General features: G+C 42.7%; 16 protein-coding genes and 3 tRNA genes. 8 read left to right on the plus strand and 11 right to left on the minus strand.

Features of this window, described 5'->3' with window-relative positions; all coding sequences use genetic code 11:
- Positions 1 to 32: 32 nt before the first annotated feature.
- Positions 33 to 1223, minus strand: a complete 1191-nt coding sequence (locus C2M32_RS08055) for a class I SAM-dependent methyltransferase (protein WP_105167935.1) — start codon at positions 1221 to 1223, stop codon at positions 33 to 35.
- Positions 1224 to 1411: 188 nt separating this feature from the next.
- Between C2M32_RS08055 and C2M32_RS08060 the strand changes: the two genes are divergently transcribed.
- The gene (locus C2M32_RS08060; RefSeq protein WP_105167936.1) at positions 1412 to 2038 is read left to right on the plus strand and encodes an HD domain-containing protein; all 627 of its coding nucleotides are present in this window, start codon (positions 1412 to 1414) and stop codon (positions 2036 to 2038) included.
- A gap of 16 nt (positions 2039 to 2054) precedes the next feature.
- Here the strand turns inward: C2M32_RS08060 and C2M32_RS08065 are convergent, their stop codons facing one another.
- Positions 2055 to 3035 carry an ion channel gene (locus C2M32_RS08065; RefSeq protein ID WP_105167937.1) on the minus strand — a complete coding sequence of 327 codons (981 nt, stop codon included), beginning with the start codon at positions 3033 to 3035 and terminating at the stop codon, positions 2055 to 2057.
- A 91-nt stretch (positions 3036 to 3126) separates the two neighbouring features.
- On the opposite strand from C2M32_RS08065, the gene C2M32_RS08070 reads away from it, so the two are divergent.
- A complete protein-coding gene (locus C2M32_RS08070; RefSeq protein WP_105167938.1) occupies positions 3127 to 3798 on the plus strand; it encodes a M48 family metallopeptidase in 672 nt (223 codons plus the stop codon).
- 5 nt (positions 3799 to 3803) lie between these two features.
- Here C2M32_RS08070 and C2M32_RS08075 read toward each other — a convergent pair.
- The 3 genes from C2M32_RS08075 to C2M32_RS08085 all read right to left on the minus strand — a co-directional run bounded on the left by C2M32_RS08075 (position 3804) and on the right by C2M32_RS08085 (position 4096).
- A tRNA-Tyr gene (locus C2M32_RS08075) sits at positions 3804 to 3888 on the minus strand.
- A 17-nt stretch (positions 3889 to 3905) separates the two neighbouring features.
- Positions 3906 to 3990: transfer RNA gene (locus C2M32_RS08080), tRNA-Tyr, on the minus strand.
- Positions 3991 to 4011: 21 nt separating this feature from the next.
- A tRNA-Tyr gene (locus C2M32_RS08085) sits at positions 4012 to 4096 on the minus strand.
- A gap of 112 nt (positions 4097 to 4208) precedes the next feature.
- Here C2M32_RS08085 and C2M32_RS08090 point away from each other — a divergent pair.
- The gene (locus C2M32_RS08090; RefSeq protein ID WP_105167939.1) at positions 4209 to 4730 is read left to right on the plus strand and encodes a VC2046/SO_2500 family protein; all 522 of its coding nucleotides are present in this window, start codon (positions 4209 to 4211) and stop codon (positions 4728 to 4730) included.
- 9 nt (positions 4731 to 4739) lie between these two features.
- On the opposite strand, the gene C2M32_RS08095 is transcribed toward C2M32_RS08090, so the two are convergent.
- The 3 genes from C2M32_RS08095 to C2M32_RS08105 form a co-directional block, all read right to left on the minus strand.
- Positions 4740 to 5198, minus strand: a complete 459-nt coding sequence (locus C2M32_RS08095) for a YchJ family protein (protein ID WP_105167940.1) — start codon at positions 5196 to 5198, stop codon at positions 4740 to 4742.
- Between the two features lie 12 nt (positions 5199 to 5210).
- Entirely contained in the window at positions 5211 to 5648 is a 438-nt protein-coding gene (locus C2M32_RS08100) for a SulA-like leucine-rich domain-containing protein (RefSeq protein ID WP_105167941.1), read from the minus strand.
- Between the two features lie 167 nt (positions 5649 to 5815).
- Positions 5816 to 6265 (minus strand): tetratricopeptide repeat protein, encoded by a 450-nt coding sequence (locus C2M32_RS08105; protein ID WP_105167942.1) that lies wholly within the window; start codon positions 6263 to 6265, stop codon positions 5816 to 5818.
- 119 nt (positions 6266 to 6384) lie between these two features.
- Between C2M32_RS08105 and C2M32_RS08110 the strand changes: the two genes are divergently transcribed.
- Complete coding sequence (locus tag C2M32_RS08110; protein WP_105167943.1) at positions 6385 to 7674, plus strand: NCS2 family permease; 1290 nt, start codon at positions 6385 to 6387, stop codon at positions 7672 to 7674.
- Positions 7675 to 7712: 38 nt separating this feature from the next.
- Here the strand turns inward: C2M32_RS08110 and C2M32_RS08115 are convergent, their stop codons facing one another.
- Entirely contained in the window at positions 7713 to 8474 is a 762-nt protein-coding gene (locus C2M32_RS08115; protein WP_105167944.1) for a hypothetical protein, read from the minus strand.
- Between the two features lie 288 nt (positions 8475 to 8762).
- Here C2M32_RS08115 and cysB point away from each other — a divergent pair, with 288 nt between their 5' ends.
- From cysB to C2M32_RS08135, 4 genes are all read left to right on the plus strand, one after another.
- Entirely contained in the window at positions 8763 to 9740 is a 978-nt protein-coding gene (gene cysB / locus C2M32_RS08120; protein WP_105167945.1) for an HTH-type transcriptional regulator CysB, read from the plus strand.
- 126 nt (positions 9741 to 9866) lie between these two features.
- Complete coding sequence (locus C2M32_RS08125) at positions 9867 to 11333, plus strand: amidohydrolase family protein (RefSeq protein ID WP_105167946.1); 1467 nt, start codon at positions 9867 to 9869, stop codon at positions 11331 to 11333.
- Between the two features lie 243 nt (positions 11334 to 11576).
- Positions 11577 to 14375, plus strand: a complete 2799-nt coding sequence (locus tag C2M32_RS08130; protein ID WP_199886134.1) for a collagenase — start codon at positions 11577 to 11579, stop codon at positions 14373 to 14375.
- Between the two features lie 213 nt (positions 14376 to 14588).
- Positions 14589 to 15329 carry a substrate-binding periplasmic protein gene (locus tag C2M32_RS08135; RefSeq protein ID WP_105167948.1) on the plus strand — a complete coding sequence of 247 codons (741 nt, stop codon included), beginning with the start codon at positions 14589 to 14591 and terminating at the stop codon, positions 15327 to 15329.
- Between the two features lie 34 nt (positions 15330 to 15363).
- Here the strand turns inward: C2M32_RS08135 and gloA are convergent, their stop codons facing one another.
- Positions 15364 to 15804, minus strand: coding sequence for a lactoylglutathione lyase (gene gloA / locus C2M32_RS08140; protein WP_105167949.1), 441 nt, complete (start codon positions 15802 to 15804; stop codon positions 15364 to 15366).
- 70 nt (positions 15805 to 15874) lie between these two features.
- Positions 15875 to 17836 (minus strand): pre-peptidase C-terminal domain-containing protein, encoded by a 1962-nt coding sequence (locus tag C2M32_RS08145; protein WP_105167950.1) that lies wholly within the window; start codon positions 17834 to 17836, stop codon positions 15875 to 15877.
- Positions 17837 to 17844 lie beyond the last annotated feature (8 nt).

A 17844-nucleotide genomic window follows, 5' to 3' on the forward strand; every position in this document is an offset into this window, starting at 1 on the left:
TTTTCAACGCCTTTGGCCGATAAGCTGCTAATTTAGTAAACCTTACAAATTAGACCTTTTAAATAGAAGCCTTCAGGATAGTTACCTGAAATAGGGTGATCTGCGGCTTGATTCAGACGTTCCATAATCAATAGCTCTTTCCCTGCATCGAGTGCGGCATCTGCAACGACCTTTTGAAACAGGTTTTGCTCCATAAGGCCAGAGCAAGAGAAAGTTAGCAAAGTGCCACCCGGTTTAAGGATTTGCATAGCTATCATGTTAATGTCTTTATAACCACGACATGCACCAGTGAGCTGAGCTTTACTTTCTGCAAATTTTGGCGGGTCCATCACGATGGTGTCAAACTGGCGACCTTCATCACGGTATTGTCGCAACAGCTTAAATACATCCTGCTTAACAAATTCAGCTTTGGATAGGTCCAAATTGTTGTGTTCAACATTGCGTTTTGCGGTATCAAGAGCAGGTTGAGATACGTCAACGTTAATGACCTTTTCACAGCCACCTCGCAGTGCATATAAGCCAAACGTACCAGTGTAACAAAAACAGTTAAGTACGGTTTTGTCTTTAACAAAACGTTCTAGAGCTGCTCTACTATCCCTTTGGTCTAGGTAGAAACCTGTTTTATGACCATTGATAATATCAACTTCTATTTTTAGCCCGTTTTCTTCGATTAGCACAGGTGCAAGGGGCGCATCGCCCCACAGGGCTCCTGTGGTTTTCTCTAACCCTTCTTTTTTACGCACATCAACATCTGAACGTTCGTAAATATAGCAATCGGGAAATAGCTCTCGAAGCGCCATGAGCAAGTCACCTTTATGGCGTTCTGCGCCAGCGCTAAGTAATTGGCAAACTAGATAGTTATCGAACTTGTCTATGGTAATGCCGGGTAGGCCGTCAGACTCTGCTGCTGATAATCGAAAGCCAGATAATCCGCCTTCCTCGATCGTTTGTTGTCTTGCATCTAATGCTCGACGCAATCGTTTCACAAAGAACTGTGTATCAATCTGTTCGTTTTGGTCAAAACTCCACACGCGGGCACGAATTTGTGAATCTGGGCTATAGGCCGCAGTCGCAAGATACTGACCGTCGTGTGTATAGATAGTAACCGTGTCACCTAAGGCGGGCTTGCCCTTTATTTTCTTGATTGCTTTAGAGAAAACCCACGGGTGTTTACGTTTAAGCGACTTTTCTCGACCGGGCTGTAAATACAGGGCACAAGACATAAAAATTCCTTACTTGATAGAATGCTTGCCATTTTAGTGAAGGCCATGCCAACATACAATCTTAACTCATGAATAATGGTGAGCTAGACTCCAGTGTTGGCAAAGAGTGAACCACCAAAGTGATGACTTTGTATGTCAGCGATAGAATTAATCGTTCGGACAGATTTTAAAAATCATAAGAGAATGTAATGCATAACATTGAACAGGCATGTAAGAACTTTATGTTAAACAGCGTCTTTGCTGATACCGCTCATGACTTGACGCATGTTGAAAGAGTCGTTAAAACCGCCAAGCAGCTTGCTCAGCAAGAGCAGGCTGATTTGGCCGTCGTGCTGCCTGCCGCATGGCTGCATGACTGTGTTGCTGTAGCGAAAAATCATCCGGATAGAGCTCGAGCGTCAAAAATGGCTGCTGATAAAGCAGTGACGTTTCTTCAGTCGATTGATTACGACACGTCAAAGCTTGACGCAATTCATCATGCCATTGTTGCTCACAGCTTTAGCGCTAATGTCATACCAGAGACATTAGAAGCTAAAATTGTTCAGGACGCAGATAGAATGGATGCACTAGGTGCGATTGGTGTGAGTCGATGCATGAAGGTGGGAGGGGCCATAGCACGTCACTTATACCATCCAGAGGACCCATTTTGTGAGCGCCGAGAAGCCGATGATATGCGCTACACATTAGATCACTTTTTTATTAAACTTTTGCACATTGCTGAGCAAATGCATACGCCCTCAGCCAGAGAAGAGGCTCGCAAGCGTACCGAGTTTATGAGTGCGTTTTTGGACCAACTGAAACAAGAGATCGCTTAATATATAAAAACGCATGTTATCGAGTCATGCGTTTTACAAAAACGACCACGAATAGTGCCAACGAAAAGCTTCCCGTGAAGGCCTCAACGGCTGCGATAAACCGCGATACCCCTACAGGGGTGATATCTCCATAGCCTAACGTGGTAAATGTCACGACACTAAAATAGAAACTATTGAGTAATGCACTGATATTGTCTGAAAACGTACTGGCAAAGTCTAATTGTAAGCGTTGCTCGTCGTAAGTTACGCCAAATATAAAGTACATAAGCGCACAAAATACTATCATTGTTAAACTAAAGCGAATGACGTTTTCCGGTTTTTCTCCATAGCCACATATTAAATTGATGAAACTTGAAACAATCCGCCTTTGCGAAAATTTTGGATATTGTTGGTGACGCATGCGCAATTCTTGATAGGTATATTTGCCCGCCATTTCAAATAGACCTTGTTGCTCCGCTCCTTTTCTAAGCGACCGATATATTTCTTCAGACTGCAGAAATAGATCGTTAGCGTCATCAATGCGTTTTTCTTTTAAGGCGCTAAACGCCTGTTGTTCCTGCAATAGTTTGTCGCCCAAATAAAGATTATCAATGCGAGTATTGTTGAGCTTAATACCGAGCAGGTTTGTGCCCTCAAGATGACAGCAGTGTAAATTAGCTTCTCTTAAGTCTGCTTTCATTAAAGAGGCATGGCGTATCGTATTATTAAATAGATGAGCACCTTGTAAATTTGCTCGATAAAAGTTGCAGTATGACAAATCATAACCACTATGGTCGCCGAACTTAACCAAATTAAGCCCTTCGAGGTTGGCACGCTTTAATTCTAAGCCATGTAATAGCCCACCACGTTTTGCATAACGCTCAAGCTTTTGGGTGAGTTCCAAGCCACTTTTGTCAAATTTAGCATCGTGCCAAAAACAAAGTCCTGACCCCATATCAATCTCTTGGCATTGATGACCGTCGGGTGATTTATATTGACAACTTGGTTTATCACTCATAGATATTTGATCTCTTTAGCCATTTATTTTTATAGATTAGCAGCTAATTGGCGGGGTAGAATGAACACAGAGAAACTTTTTTTTATTTAAGATGTTTGAATATCAGCTAAAACTCAGCAAAAGACGCAAGACTGTCGCATTAAAAGTTACAGACAAAGGTGTCCATGTGTATGCACCGTACGGCGCTTGTATGACTGAGATAGAAAGGTGGCTGAATACAAAACAGCCTTGGGTAAAGGCTCAACAAAGCCGGCTCGCGGACGGTATACAAATACAAACACCTTGGCAAAGTAACAAGATACTTATTTTTGGTGATGAGTTTGAACTGCTGTTTGGTCGCTCATCCTATATTGATCATCCAAAAAAACAGGTTGTCATCAAAACATCTACACGCTCTTCTGTTAAATCAATGAGAATGCAACTTATGAAGTTGTTAGCGGTGGAACTTGAGCAATATATAGACAGCAAACTACCTCAGCTCAGTACACAAATGAATGCGCCCGTAGTAAGTGTGAAGCTTAGAGAATATAAAAGTCGTTGGGGAAGTTGTTCTAGTCAGTACGCACTTACATTCAATATATTGCTTGCTGGTGCGCCAAAGAGAATGATTGACCATGTGATGGTACATGAGCTAGCCCATTGTCACATTCTATCGCACAGCAAGAAGTTCTGGCTGCTTGTGGCGCAATATGACCCAGACTACAAGAGTGCAGTTAACTGGTTTAAAACAAATGGTAAGCAGCTATTCATAGCTAAGGAATAAGAAAGTGGTGGAGGGGGCTGGATTCGAACCAGCGAAGGCAGTGCCGTCAGATTTACAGTCTGATCCCTTTGGCCGCTCGGGAACCCCTCCTCAGGGAGCATACAATTTGGTGGAGGGGGCTGGATTCGAACCAGCGAAGGCAGTGCCGTCAGATTTACAGTCTGATCCCTTTGGCCGCTCGGGAACCCCTCCAAATTGTATTTGTGTTGTTGGTGGTGGAGGGGGCTGGATTCGAACCAGCGAAGGCAGTGCCGTCAGATTTACAGTCTGATCCCTTTGGCCGCTCGGGAACCCCTCCTCAACAACGGCGGTGATAATATCAAAGTTTCTTATTAAGTAAAGAAAACTGCTAAAGAAATTTTAAAAAATGCCGATAAAAACATAGTTCAGTGATTAATTGGCGAAACTCTATGCAAATTGATGTGGTATTAACCAGGGAAGACCAGCTTGGCAATGCACTTTCGGTCAGCGTGACCGAGCATCGTCGTGCCGATTTTTCCATGCTGCTGGCAATGCTTTCTCAAGACGCCTTAGAATTTAGTCAATTTCATTTACCAGAGTCAGAACTAGTTGAAGCTGACCTCTCAGAATTAGCACTTAAAAAAGAATTACAAATTGGCCCTCAGCAAGCGCTAGCACCAGAAACATATGACATGTTGATAGGTCAAGATAATGCATCACGATTAGCACAGAGTAGCTTAACGACATTAAAACTTCAGCAATGCTTATCACCTGAGCCACTGGCAATACGCGATGATAAGACTCACATACCATTGGTTATCGTAGATAACTGCGAAATAGCTGTAAGAAAAAGATTGGAATCGGTGAAAAATGGGGTTTCAAAAGAAGACAAACCCGCTATGAATGCAGCGGGTTTCTATGATCAACTTGCCAGTGGGCAAATGCAAAGTGCATTGCAGCTGACCGCTTAAGCACATTTATTAGTTGCTATGACATTTCTTAAATTTTTTGCCACTGCCACAAGGGCACACATCATTTCTACCCAGTTTGATTTCAGGTGTTTCATAAATGTGGCCGTCTAAATACTTCCATAAACCAGATTCTAAAATAAAATTAGAGCGTTCATGAAGTTCGCAGATTTTGTTTTCGGCAATATATGTGGCTTTAAATTCAACAAAACTACCATCAGTTGTATCGCCAGTCGATAATATTTCCAATCGAATAAAGTCTACGGCATTTGCAAATGCCAAAATATCTTCAATGCTATGGTGTTTTTGTTCTTCTTCAGCGTAAGTTTCTCTGATGTATAGCGCATTCTTAACCACGTATGCGCTATAGCGTGAACGCATTAACTGCTGTGCAGTTTTAGGAAACTCGGTTCCTGAAATAAAAGGTTCGCAACATTGTTGAAAAGATGCTTCGTTTGAGCAATAACACATAACTTACACACATTAAGAAATAAATGCGGACATTGTACACTTTTCTGGTTGTTTAGCTTGAGAAAAACAGAAAATTTCAGTATCTGAACAGGGTAAGTTCATATCAGTTAACTCAGTGGAGCTCAAAATATCCGTCCAGGCAATTACCGCCGCAAAGTTACCATTATTTAACGCAGATGATAGAACATATTTTAAATCCACTATATGTTTTCTTCTGATCACCAATAACTTGTTGGTATCAATTGAACAGCTATCCATCATTGCTTTATTTGGTACATTGTCGGGGGCTATCAATAATGTCCACCCTTGTTTTTGATTGCACTGATGAACAATTTTGAGCAAAGCCAAGCTTGCACAAATATCATCTTCCGTTGTCACATGATGGATATTACTTACAGGTGATTTTGGTAAACTTGCCGTAATTTCTAAAACTGAACTTGTGTGCAACATAATCAACTCACTGGTGTTATATACAGTATATGTATACAGTAGTTTATACAGTAATTAGATGCAAGCGAAAATTGTCACTTTTTTATACAATGTTGCTATTGTGGCTGTGAGATATTGCATGGATACTGGCCACGTCTATGAAATTAAATGAAAAAATAGTGGTTAGCTTATGACTGAATAAAGGTTAGCTGATGTATTTGCTCGTACAGTGTTGCGGCATAGCAGTGGGCATCTTTGATACGTTTTGTGCTCAAGTGAGGCTTTAATTGCTCTATCATCGCACTAGCGGCTTCCATTCCCTGACTTTGTGCTAGTACCAACCAAGCCATGGCATGGAATGGACTCTGTGGCACCCCTTGCCCTTTGACAAAAAGTAAGCCTAGATAAAACTGTGCTTTATAATTACCCGACATGGCTGACATACGAAACCACTTAGCTGCAAGTGGATATGCCTGCTCTTTAAGGTAGTATAAGCCTTTTTTAAAAGCGAGCTGAGGATCATTATCCAGTGGTAGCTGGGCATCACTGCTAATTGGGGAAGTTACAAAGTCCAATACATTAAGCAGCTGTTGCTCCAAATCTTGGCTTGCTGAATTTTCGAATTGATCTCGTTCCATAGTTTAACCGCAATAATAAGCCCATTAGCAAGTGTAGTTGAATTCTAACGAATTTGTCCGAATAAACCAGTAGTTTATGTTAAAATCCAAACACTTGTTTCCAATTTCAAACCTTTATTATGTTAGAACGCCTATTCAAAATACGCCAGCAAGGATCCTCAGTGAGGACGGAGATCACTGCTGGATTGACGACATTTGTGACTATGGTCTACATCATCTTTGTAAATCCTCCAATGTTAGCTGAAGCGGGCATAGACCTCGGCGCAGCATTTGTTGCAACGTGCGTTGCTGCTGCCATTGGGTGTTTTATTATGGGCTTTTGGGCCAATTACCCACTGGCGTTGGCACCAGGTATGGGACTGAATGCATTTTTTACTTACGGTGTGGTGTTAGGAATGGGCCATAGTTGGCAGTCTGCTTTAGGCGCGGTGTTTTTATCAGGGTGTTTATTCCTGCTGTTAAGTATTTTTAAAATACGAGAGTGGGTGATTCAGGCCATTCCCTTGGTTTTAAAGCAAGCGATCGCAACTGGAATTGGCGCGTTTTTAGCACTTATCGCTTTAAAGAATGCCGGTATTATCATCGCAAGTCCCGCCACTTTGGTACAGCTTGGCGATATAACTCAGGCGGGTCCCTTACTGGCAATATTGAGCTTTTTCATAATCGCGGCACTGATGTTCAGAGAGGTGAAAAGTGGTGTTCTGATCAGCATTTTTGTGGTGACGGCAGTGGCTTTAAGCTTGGGCTTAGTGTCATATCAGGGGCTGATATCTGCACCACCCAGCGTCGCACCGACCATAATGCAATTGGATATTGCCAGTGTATTTGAGCTTTCGATGTTGAGCGTTGTATTTGCCTTTTTATTCGTTGACCTATTTGATACGTCAGGCACATTGGTTGCGGTTACTCACAAAGCTGGACTGGCTGACAAACAAGGTAGAATGCCACGATTGGGCCGGGCACTATCGGCAGACAGTACCGCGACGATTGCAGGCTCTATGCTAGGAACATCAACAACCACATCCTACATAGAGTCAGTGTCAGGCGTATCGGTGGGAGGCAAAACCGGTTTAACTGCCGTGACCGTTGGCGTTTGTTTTTTATTGATGGTATTTTTTGCGCCGCTGGCCAAGATGGTACCGGCTTATGCCACTGCTGGTGCAATTTTGTATGTTGCAGTATTGATGTTGCAAAATCTTAAGTCTGTAAATTGGGATGACATGAGTGATGCAATCCCGGTCAGCGTGGTGTTATTAATGACACCACTGACTTTTTCTATTGCTCATGGGATTGCATTGGGCTTTATTGCTTATACAGCTGTTAAAGTGGTGTGCCGTAAAACACATGAAATCACGCTCAGTGTGTGGCTGCTAACAGTATTATTTGTTTTAAAATTTGCTATGCAATGATGAAGGTATGAGAAATGGGCTGGAAAAAGTGGTATTGATTACCACTTTTTCTTTGGTGCAAATAACACATCCAGATCGTCTTTTTCTCTTTCTTTTTTCTTCTTAACTGCTGAAGCGTTTGAAGCTTTAAGCTCGGAGCTGATTTCATCAAGCAAAGTTGTAAGTTGTGCTTTCTTTTCTTCAACATAGTCATCAGTATATGAAACTGAGCAAATCGTCGCATAAGCCTTTTCAAAGTATTGGCGTGCTGAGCCGACCATATTAGCGGTTCTGGCTGAAACCCCACGCTTAATTTGGCTCTCAACATTGATCCGCAGTTGAAGCTTTTCAAGTCGCCTGTCTTCGGCAACGAATAATTGTGTGTCAACTTTACCTTTAGAATGCTCTGTACGCAGCACGTGACGTAAACGCTTAATACCCTGTACCAGCGCAATCAATTGTTTGTCAGCATCAGGTAAGCTTAAAGAATCAACTTGTGACTCAGGGTCAATAGAAGAACTTAAGCGTTCTTTGGCTTCGGTCAGGCGGCTTTTTAATTCTCTATTTGTTGGAGAAAGCTCAACCATGGATGCCAGTGCATCATAAACCCTGCGCTGTAGAACCCGTAAGATTAGGTCCGACATAGGAATGTTACAGCTATTAACGATGATGTCTTCAGATTCTTCGATAATTTTCTTCTGTTTTGCTAATTCCTTTCTACGCTCAGCTTCTTGTTTTTCTCTATGCTGTTGTACGGCGCTGACCCAGACCGCAATAACGATCAGTGCAACAATAAGCATAATAATAATAGAAACGAACATAACAAATTTCTCTTAGACCACGAATCAAAAGATGAATTTTTATCTTACATCAATTAATTGCATTCTGAACAGTTTTCCGTTCAGATGTATGAAAAATATTTCAAAAATCACTATTTATCATTATAGACCAAGACAGAGTTTTAACTGTTAAACAAACAGATAGTCTAGAGCTATCTCCATAGGTGTAATTATGCTAGCCTTAGGGAGATTGGCTTTGTCTCAAGCATATACCATAAATAGCGCGTCGTGTTCATTGCCTTGTAAAAACTAAAAAGAAAAAAATAAGCTATGAAATTACAACAACTTAGATATATTGTAGAAGTTTTAAACCATAATTTGAATGTGTCAGCCACTGCTGAAAGCCTTTATACTTCTCAACCTGGCATATCAAAGCAAGTTAGAATGCTGGAAGACGAGCTTGGGGTACAAATTTTTGGCCGCAGTGGTAAACATTTAACCCATGTCACGAACGCGGGCAATGAAATCATAAATATAGCGCGAGAGATCCTGTCAAAGGTTGAGGGGATTAAAGCGGTGGCCAACGAGCATACATTGCCCGATCAAGGCAAGCTAAATATCGCTACCACCCACACTCAAGCGCGTTATGCGTTGCCAAGCGTTATTCAGGGTTTTATGAAGAAGTATCCAGCCGTTTCTCTTCATATGCACCAAGGTACTCCGCAACAGATATCTGATGCGGCGGCTAGGGGCGATGCGGATTTTGCGATTGCCACAGAGGCACTTCACTTGTATTCAGATTTAGTAATGCTACCTTGCTACCATTGGAATCGTTCAATCGTCGTTGCAAAGGATCATCCTCTGGCGCAAAAAGCACATAACCTTACAGTGCATGATGTGGCGAAATATCCGCTCATTACCTATGTGTTTGGTTTTACTGGCCGTTCTGAACTAGATAAAGCGTTTAATGCGCATGGATTAGAGCCCCATATTGTGTTTACAGCTACTGATGCTGATGTCATAAAAACATACGTGCGTTTAGGTCTTGGGGTTGGGGTACTTGCATCAATGGCCATCGATAGTGTTGCGGATAAGGATCTTGTCTGTATCGACGCCAGTCACCTGTTTGAAGCCAGTACGACCAAGATTGGCTTTAGAAAAGGCAGCTTTTTACGTGGTTATATGTATGACTTTATTGAACGCTTTGCGCCGCACTTAAGCAAGGATTTGGTTGAAAAGGCGAGTTTGTTGCGTAATCAGGATGATGTCGACGCGTTGTTTGCAGATATCACACTGCCAATTAAGTAACTTTATGCCCGTTGCGTACTGAATCGACGTACGCAACCGAATTTTTCTCAAGCTGTAATACGCAGTAATGGCAGTTTTTTGGTATTAGTCTAACGTTTAGTGTGTGTTACATGTTGGATGCATACTGTGAAAGGATTATCTCAGCCGAGCGCTCGATTTTCTCTCAATCATATTTTTTTTGACAGCTTACTTGATAAGCTGTCTGAGTTTTCTTTGGTTGTTGAGCCTACGCCTAGTCAACCATCCAGTACAGCGCCAAATAATCAAGTCTTCTTAGGTACAATCTACACTCAATTTTACCCTACTGTTGAAACCGTTGAGGCGATGTTAATTTGCAACGGTAAAGTTGTGATTTTGGGGAATTTGTTAGAGGTTCAGAGATATCTAAAGCGCTTAGATATAGATGCTCGTTATCAATATCTAGGTGAAGGGCAGGTGATATGTCCAGGTTTTATAGAGCCGAACATTAATTTAGCCGTCAGTGCGCTGTTACAGCAGTGGTCACATATTGGGCCATTTGGCTTTGACTGTGGTTGGCAGAAACTAATGCCTAATTATGGGCTGAATTATATTGCGCGCGCGTTACTGTATCTTGATAAGGGTTTACAGCCCGAAGATTGGCTGCTCGGTTACGGGTTGTATAGTGTGTTGCTTGATGAAAGTGCGCATACGAGTCAGCATGATGTCTATCAATTGCTCCAACAAGTTGCTATCGACAGACCTGTTGCCATTTTGGACGCAACCAGTGCAATTGCATATATCAATGACAGTGCGTTAGATGCAATCTATGCACATTTAGAATGTCACGCCGCTAATCCTTTTTCTTCTAAAGCGATGTTCCACGACTTAGTCAACCGCCAGAATGGACTGATTAACGAGCAGCTTGTTTGGTTGGTGGAAGCTTTGCCACAGGAGCAACTTAAGCGCCAGTTAATGAATATGTGCTCGCATATTGATGAGATCATAAAGCGTGCTCATTCATCGGGGATAACTCATGTTGGCATGATTGATAGTCACCCATTCGCGCGAAAGTTGCTCAGTCAATACAAGCAAACAAACAGTGCGATAAATTTAGTCGAGCCAAAACATAGCTGGTTACAAGAGCTCAATAGTTTGGCGTGTTTAAGTGCTCGCCATCAAGAGGTGAAACCCACAGTCAATCGTTCAATAGCAATAAATATTGGTGAAGTGGGTTACTGTGGTTATGACTGGGTGAAAAGTTATCATGGACAGTCAATGTTACAGCCATGTCAACAGTTAATGGAGCAGGGCTATAATGTGTGCTTACAATCAGGATTTCCAATTTTACCACTTAGCCCGTTACGTGCCGCAGAACAAGCGTGTAGTCGCATGATGGAATATGCACCAGGGTGTTACACACGTAACGAAAGAGTGCTGTTGCCAGATCAATGTTTATCAAAGCCCCAGTCACTCAACGCAATTACCAAGGCGGCAGCCGAACACTTGGGGTGTAACCTAGGGATCTTAAAAGAGGGTGAGTCCGCAAATTTTGTGCATTTATCTGCTGATCCACTTGATAACGGCTCTAATTTTAGAGAACTAGCAGTGATAGCTTGTTACGCTAATCGGTAAATTCCGCTATTTATTAATTTTATTTTGTTTCATTTCGCTCAATAAATCCCGCCTAAAAATATAAATTATCAATACTTTCAAACTATTACTGTGGATCGGCTGTTGTGGTATACATATAAATTTATGTGGTTATTCATTAAAGTTATATAAAATATATTGTATACATTGTGTATTTGGTGTTAATAATTAAAAGCCCGTTATCGAGTTTGATGGGTTTGGATACACAACATACAAAGGTACATTATGAAACTTAATAAATTAGCGTTAGCTCTACCCGTGCTAGGAATGAGCCTCAACCTGAGTGTAAATGCGGCGGAACATCGCGCCTCAACGCTCACTCAACCAAAGACAGAACAAGCAGTTAAGCATATCTACCATGGTCATGAGCATGAGCAAGTGAATGATCGAGCGCCCATTGCTGCATCACAGTTACACGATGTAGCACGCATTAATCCACAGCTCAGATTACAGCAAGTTATGACATCACAGGCTTCTGATGCGTTACTAAGCTGTGACATCAATGCATTTGCTAATTCTTCTGGTAGCCAATTGGTTGAACAGATTAAATTACAAGGCAGCAATTGTGTGAACGAGCTGTTCTCTGCAAGTAGCAGCAGTCAAGTAGCGATTTTCACAACCAGTAAAATGAATACCATTGCTGATCATGCTCGTACGTTAGCAAGCAGTTATACCGGTGCTGGGGGTGATGAACTTAAGGCAATGTTCTTATTTATTCGTGCTGGCTTCTATGTGGAGTTTTATAATGATGCGGTTACGTTTGATAGCCAAGTCACTACCAATGTTAAAAGTGCCATCGACACCTTTGTAAATAATAGCCACTTTTATGACAACAACGATGAGCATGGCAAAGTACTTCAGGAAGTGATAACGACCATGGATAGTGCAGAGCTACAGCACGAGTACATTGACGTTGTGCGTCAATGGTTATCACGCTTTGATCAAAACTACGCCAACAACCGCAATATGCGAAATGCTGTTAATGGCATCTTTAATATCTTATTCCGTGGTCAATGGAATAGCGAATACGTCACTAAAATCAAAAATGACACAGCATTGGTCAATGCCTTGGTTGCGTTTACGCAAAAAACTTGGATGGTGGACTCAGACTCGGAATTCTTAATTGCAAACTCCGCAGGTGAATTGGCGCGGCTTACACAGTACCGTCCAAGTAATATTGATCAAGCGGTTACCGATGGCTTGAAAACATTATTTTCAACTTATAAGAGCTACGGATACGGTGATTCACTATGGCTCAATGCAGCTGATGTGGCCTCATATTATGCCGATTGTAGCGAGTTTGGCATCTGTAACTTTGAAGACACATTGACACAACAAGTATTGTCTCAAATTCACCAATGTAGCAGTACTATTCGTATTCGTGCGCAAGAAATGACCGCACAGCAGTTGTCTTCAGCGTGTGATACCATGGCTGCTGAAGAAACACGTTTCCACACCCGTTTAGCGACCAATCAAACTCCCGTAGCCGATGACAATAATTCCTTCTTACAGGTAAATATTTTTAACAGCAGCAGTGACTACAAAAAGTATGCTAAGGCTATTTTTAAAATTGATACCAACAATGGTGGTATGTATTTGGAAGGGGACCCTAGCAAAACCGATAATCAGGCGAATTTCGTCGCGTATGAAGCAAGCTACGCCAAGGCAGACCATTATGTTTGGAATTTAGAACATGAATATGTGCACTATCTTGATGGACGTTTTGACTTATATGGCGGTTTCAACGCGCCTACCGAAGACATTGTGTGGTGGACAGAAGGCGTGGCCGAATATATTGCAAACCTGAATGACAATCAGGATGCAATTGACACGATTAAAGATGGCTCTGTTTATAACCTGCAACAAGTGTTTGCAACCACTTATGATGGGTTTGATCAAGACAGAATTTATCGCTGGGGTTATCTGGCTGTTCGCTTTATGTTTGAGCGTCATAACGATGAAGTGAATAAGATGCTAAGTAAAACCCGCGTAGGTGACTGGTCGGGTTATAAGTCGTTACTCAATGGCTGGCAAGTAAACTATGATGCAGAGTTTACACAATGGACACAAGATCTGGCCGGTGATTTAAACACGGCTCCGAGCGCACAAATCAATGGTCCATACAGTGGTGTTGCGGGCGAATCTGTGTCGTTCTCAAGTAATGGCAGCAGTGATGCTGAAGGCGAAATTGCAAGCTACTTGTGGGATTTTGGTGATGGTAACCAAAGTCAGCAGGCGAATCCAACGCATACATATGATGTCGCGGGTAATTACACAGTGACATTAACAGTGACTGATGCACAAGGCCTGTCAGGTAGCGCTAGCACTTCTGCACAAATTGAACAAGGACAAGGGGTTCCACAACTAACACGTGGTCAAGCTGTCACCATTAATGGTGAGCAAAATGAGCAGTTGTTATTCGTGGTTAATGTGCCACAAGGCGCCAGCGATCTGAACATTGCTATTTCAGGTGGTAGTGGAGATGCGGATTTGTATGTTCGTTATGGTAGTGAACCTACACTAAGCAGCTATGATTGTCGTCCATATGTTGGAGGCAATTCTGAACAGTGTGATTTCGCGGCACCGCAAGAGGGTCAATACTATGTCATGGTAAGAGGCTACAACGCGTTCAACAATGTTTCTTTGGTTGCTAATTTTGACGCACCCATAGCTTCATTACCTGATGCGTGTAAAACACAAGCTGCAACGACCGGTGGACGTGCCAAAGCAGGCGAACTGCTCTGCCTTGGTGATCAAGCGGTGATGTGGTTTAGCTTGGAGAATGTTAGTGGGCAAGATTCGGTACGTATTGAAACGGCCAATGGCAGTGGTGACTTAAAGCTAGAGTACAGTAATGCAGGCTGGCCGGATGGTAGCAACGTGGATGCTGTCTCGGATAATCTAGGTAATGCAGAGTGCATTAACGTTAGTGCACAAACTCAATATTGGGGCTATTTGAAAATATCTGGCGACAGCCAAGCTGCATCTTTAAAAGTGACATATAACGAAGGTGGATGTAACTAATCGACGATTAGATACTTGTGATAAGCTAACTCAAAGGCGGCCCCTCTAAGCCGCCTTTTTTGTTGCAATTGTCGCACGGAGTCACAATTCTGGTTGCAAAGCGTAAATCACTAGTTAACACTATAGGAATGTAAACGAAAATAATTGAGTAAGCATATCAACACATTTTCTCTACTTAAAAGATTGATAAGTCTCGTTTTTCTGGGTGGCTTGATGAGTTCAAGTGGCTTGGTAGCGGCCAAGCAAGTCGTCACAATTTATGCGTACCACCTTAAAGCGCCTTATATTATCGATGTGGAGCAGGAGCAAGGTTTGTATTTTGATTTCGCGTTGCTTTTGAATCAATATCAGTCGGAGCATGTTTTTAAAATAGAATTTATGCCTCGCAAGCGCCTTAACCGAGATATCGAGCAAAGCACACTTGATGGTTTAATTATTGGCGTAAATCCGGTCTGGTTTAGAGACCGACAACAGAAGAAATTTGCTTGGTCTGAGCCATTTATGACCGACAGGGACGAGTTCGTATCGAATATAAAAGCACCGTTTGAGTTTGCAGGTCAGGCGTCTTTGTATGGTAAAACCATTGGCGGCGTTCGCGGCTATCATTACTTTCAGGTCGCACCTGCGGTAAAAATAGGTAAAGCAGATCAGCTAGAAACAAGCACTGAATTACAGTTGTTGGAAATGGTCGTAAAGCAACGTCTTGAAATTGCGGTTATTAGCAAATCCACCATGAACTATTTACTGGCGATGAATAAACATTGGGACAGTGAAATACACCTCTCGGAGCAGCCCCATGAATCTTACACCCGCTCGCTATTGGCTCCAAAAGATATGAGCCATCTCATTGAACTCATTAACGGGGTACTGCAAAAGAGTAAATTTAAACAAGAGCTCAAGCAGATGTTGATGCGCTATCATGTGACCGATTCGCTTTCACACATAAAAAGCTAAGCAGGCAAGTGAGCCGCTTAGCTGCATATCTTGCTTACCAAGTACCCGTGTTCTCCATTGAGGCCCAAGGTTCTTGCGGCTCTAAGGCTTTACCTTTTTGCAACAATTCAATAGAAATACCGTCAGGCGATCTGACAAAGGCCATGTGTCCACAACGAGGAGGACGGTTGATCACGACACCAGCTTGACGTAACTTTTGGCAACTGGCGTAAATATCATCAACTGCAAATGCTAGATGGCCAAAGTTTCTGCCACCGGTGTATTCTTCAGGGTCCCAGTTATAGGTCAGTTCGATGGTTGGTTTAAGAGAAGTTTTAGCTTCCTCTAACTGGCCTGGTGCAGCCAAAAAAATCAACGAGAACCTTCCTTGTTCACTATCATATCGCTTGACTTCAACCAAGCCCAACAGATCACAGTAAAAGTTCAGTGATGCGTCTAGGTCTTTAACACGCACCATGGTATGTAAAAAATCCATGTATTGCCCCTTGTATCAAATGAGCTATAGACTTATGGTCATTTGCGCAAATAACAAGGGGCAAAGTTAACTACTGGGCTTGCGCGCTTAATAACACGGCTGAAAAGCTTCGGTATGCTCTTAAACCTAAGTGCCATACGCCAGCTTGAGGGTTAGTAATAGTACAAAGTTCTGCATTACCATCTTCATACGGACGACATTCATAACTTGACGTAGTGGGTTGCTGAGCAAATCTTACATATAGGTCAGCATCACCAGAACCTCCGCTTGTCTGTACTGTTAGGTTGCTGCTACCAGCTGGCACTTCAAAGGTGTAGTACAGCCATTCTCCTTTGCTAGCACTTTGATCTGGCCACTGTTGCTGTGTACCCGGTGTAGTTCCAATATTGAAATTTGCGATTAGACTCAGGTCAGAATAGGCTTGATAGGCGTGCAACATCACATAGTATTTGCCAGATTGAATGTTACTGATAGCGCAGTTTTCAGTATTGCCATTTTCATAGGGGCGACAGTCATAGTTTTGCTGTGTTGCCAGTTGGGAAAACTTAACATACATGTCCGCATCCCCAGAGCCGCCAGAGGTGCTAAATGATAAGTTTGTGGCATTTTGGGGAACTTCTAGCACGTAGTGTGTTTCACTGTCTTTTGCCGCACTTAGTCCGCTCAATGCTTCACCATTTTGCAGTGCTATGGCTTCGGGTGGCTCAACTGGGCCTGTGCCATTGTCGATCACACTTAACTTGTTGGCTGCTTGTTTGAGCGTGAGCACCTCACCAATTTCATTTGCTTGCCACCAATTAACATTTGCCGGTAGAGCAAGGGGAGCGGCGGCACGCTGCTCAAGCGTTAGAGTGTCGGCTGATGCATCAAATTGCGCGGTGCGTACCAATAAATTGTCTGAGCTGACAGATAGCACTTTAAATTGTTGAATACTTGCCAAATCAATTGTCCAAGACTTAGGGTCATTGGCTGAGCGAGCAGGCGCTCCCCAACTTCCTTCACCCACATAGACAGTGCCGCCTGATGTTGTTGCGTTAAAGCCGTTGCTGGTGGGCTGCAATGCTTGGGTGAGTTTATTGATATGGGTATCAGATTCAACCACAAGGTTCATGGCATGGTTATAGAAAGCATCGGCCCACCACGTGTGTAAAATGGTGTTGTCAGATTTACCGGAATAGTGAGGATACATAGGTTTATGGTATTGCGCGCTACGCCATTTAGTCGTATCCCCGTTGCTGCTAAGATCTTGTGTTAACCAGTTGTTCATAGCCGTGGCATAGCTAGACCAACCGCTATTTTTGTACTGACTATTTAATGTGTAAACACGAAGCAAAGTGCCTACATTGAAAGCACCATAAGTATCTGAACTGGTACATTCGCCATCTTGGTTATAGTCAACACCGAATACCTGACAGAGGGTTTTGTAGTTGTCATCTTCATGATTACCATGTGTTGCCACAAATGGGTAAATACGTCGGTAGCTTATACCGTCGATAACATCATCTGAGAAGGTTAACTGCCAATCTTGCAAATATTCTTTCATTTCTGATACGGAGTTGGCATTGGTATAGTCGCCACCATGCATGATGAATAGTGGGCGAATTTTTGCGATAAGCTGATTGCCTTGGCGACGTGTCGTCCAGCCAGTGCGGGTATCTCCGCCTGCGATGGCCGTAAAAGGCTGGTTATCTGCTGGTGCAGTTTTAAACCATAGCGGTTCAGAACAGCCCTGACTGTCACATACTCGATAGTAAACAGCGGTATTTGCGCTGAGATTTTTCAATGTAACAAACTGACTTTCTAGCGAACCATCAAAAGTGTGGGATGCATTTACAGGCTGCACGCTCCAGCTTTGTTCATCCGTTGATGTGCCATATTTTACATGGTGATTACTGCCCCCAGATGGTGTGAATCCAATGGTCGCTTGTGATGATGGGCTGTGATCCCAGATAAGTCGATGGTATTGACTTCCCGCATGGGCGCTGGCGGTAAGGGTTAAACCGACAGCAAGGCTCACGATACGTGTGCTCATTTCCTAGA

Origin of the sequence: Pseudoalteromonas sp. T1lg23B (genome assembly GCF_002964665.1) — a bacterium.
Classification (GTDB): domain Bacteria; phylum Pseudomonadota; class Gammaproteobacteria; order Enterobacterales; family Alteromonadaceae; genus Pseudoalteromonas.

Coding starts and splice junctions, on each gene's coding strand:
- C2M32_RS08055 (WP_105167935.1), bottom strand. CDS start 1,223: ATGTCTTGTGCCCTGTATTTACAGCCCGGTCGAGAAAAGTCGCTTAAA.
- C2M32_RS08060 (WP_105167936.1), top strand. CDS start 1,412: ATGCATAACATTGAACAGGCATGTAAGAACTTTATGTTAAACAGCGTC.
- C2M32_RS08065 (WP_105167937.1), bottom strand. CDS start 3,035: ATGAGTGATAAACCAAGTTGTCAATATAAATCACCCGACGGTCATCAA.
- C2M32_RS08070 (WP_105167938.1), top strand. CDS start 3,127: ATGTTTGAATATCAGCTAAAACTCAGCAAAAGACGCAAGACTGTCGCA.
- C2M32_RS08090 (WP_105167939.1), top strand. CDS start 4,209: ATGCAAATTGATGTGGTATTAACCAGGGAAGACCAGCTTGGCAATGCA.
- C2M32_RS08095 (WP_105167940.1), bottom strand. CDS start 5,198: ATGTGTTATTGCTCAAACGAAGCATCTTTTCAACAATGTTGCGAACCT.
- C2M32_RS08100 (WP_105167941.1), bottom strand. CDS start 5,648: ATGTTGCACACAAGTTCAGTTTTAGAAATTACGGCAAGTTTACCAAAA.
- C2M32_RS08105 (WP_105167942.1), bottom strand. CDS start 6,265: ATGGAACGAGATCAATTCGAAAATTCAGCAAGCCAAGATTTGGAGCAA.
- C2M32_RS08110 (WP_105167943.1), top strand. CDS start 6,385: ATGTTAGAACGCCTATTCAAAATACGCCAGCAAGGATCCTCAGTGAGG.
- C2M32_RS08115 (WP_105167944.1), bottom strand. CDS start 8,474: ATGTTCGTTTCTATTATTATTATGCTTATTGTTGCACTGATCGTTATT.
- cysB (WP_105167945.1), top strand. CDS start 8,763: ATGAAATTACAACAACTTAGATATATTGTAGAAGTTTTAAACCATAAT.
- C2M32_RS08130 (WP_199886134.1), top strand. CDS start 11,577: ATGAAACTTAATAAATTAGCGTTAGCTCTACCCGTGCTAGGAATGAGC.
- C2M32_RS08135 (WP_105167948.1), top strand. CDS start 14,589: ATGAGTTCAAGTGGCTTGGTAGCGGCCAAGCAAGTCGTCACAATTTAT.
- gloA (WP_105167949.1), bottom strand. CDS start 15,804: ATGGATTTTTTACATACCATGGTGCGTGTTAAAGACCTAGACGCATCA.
- C2M32_RS08145 (WP_105167950.1), bottom strand. CDS start 17,836: ATGAGCACACGTATCGTGAGCCTTGCTGTCGGTTTAACCCTTACCGCC.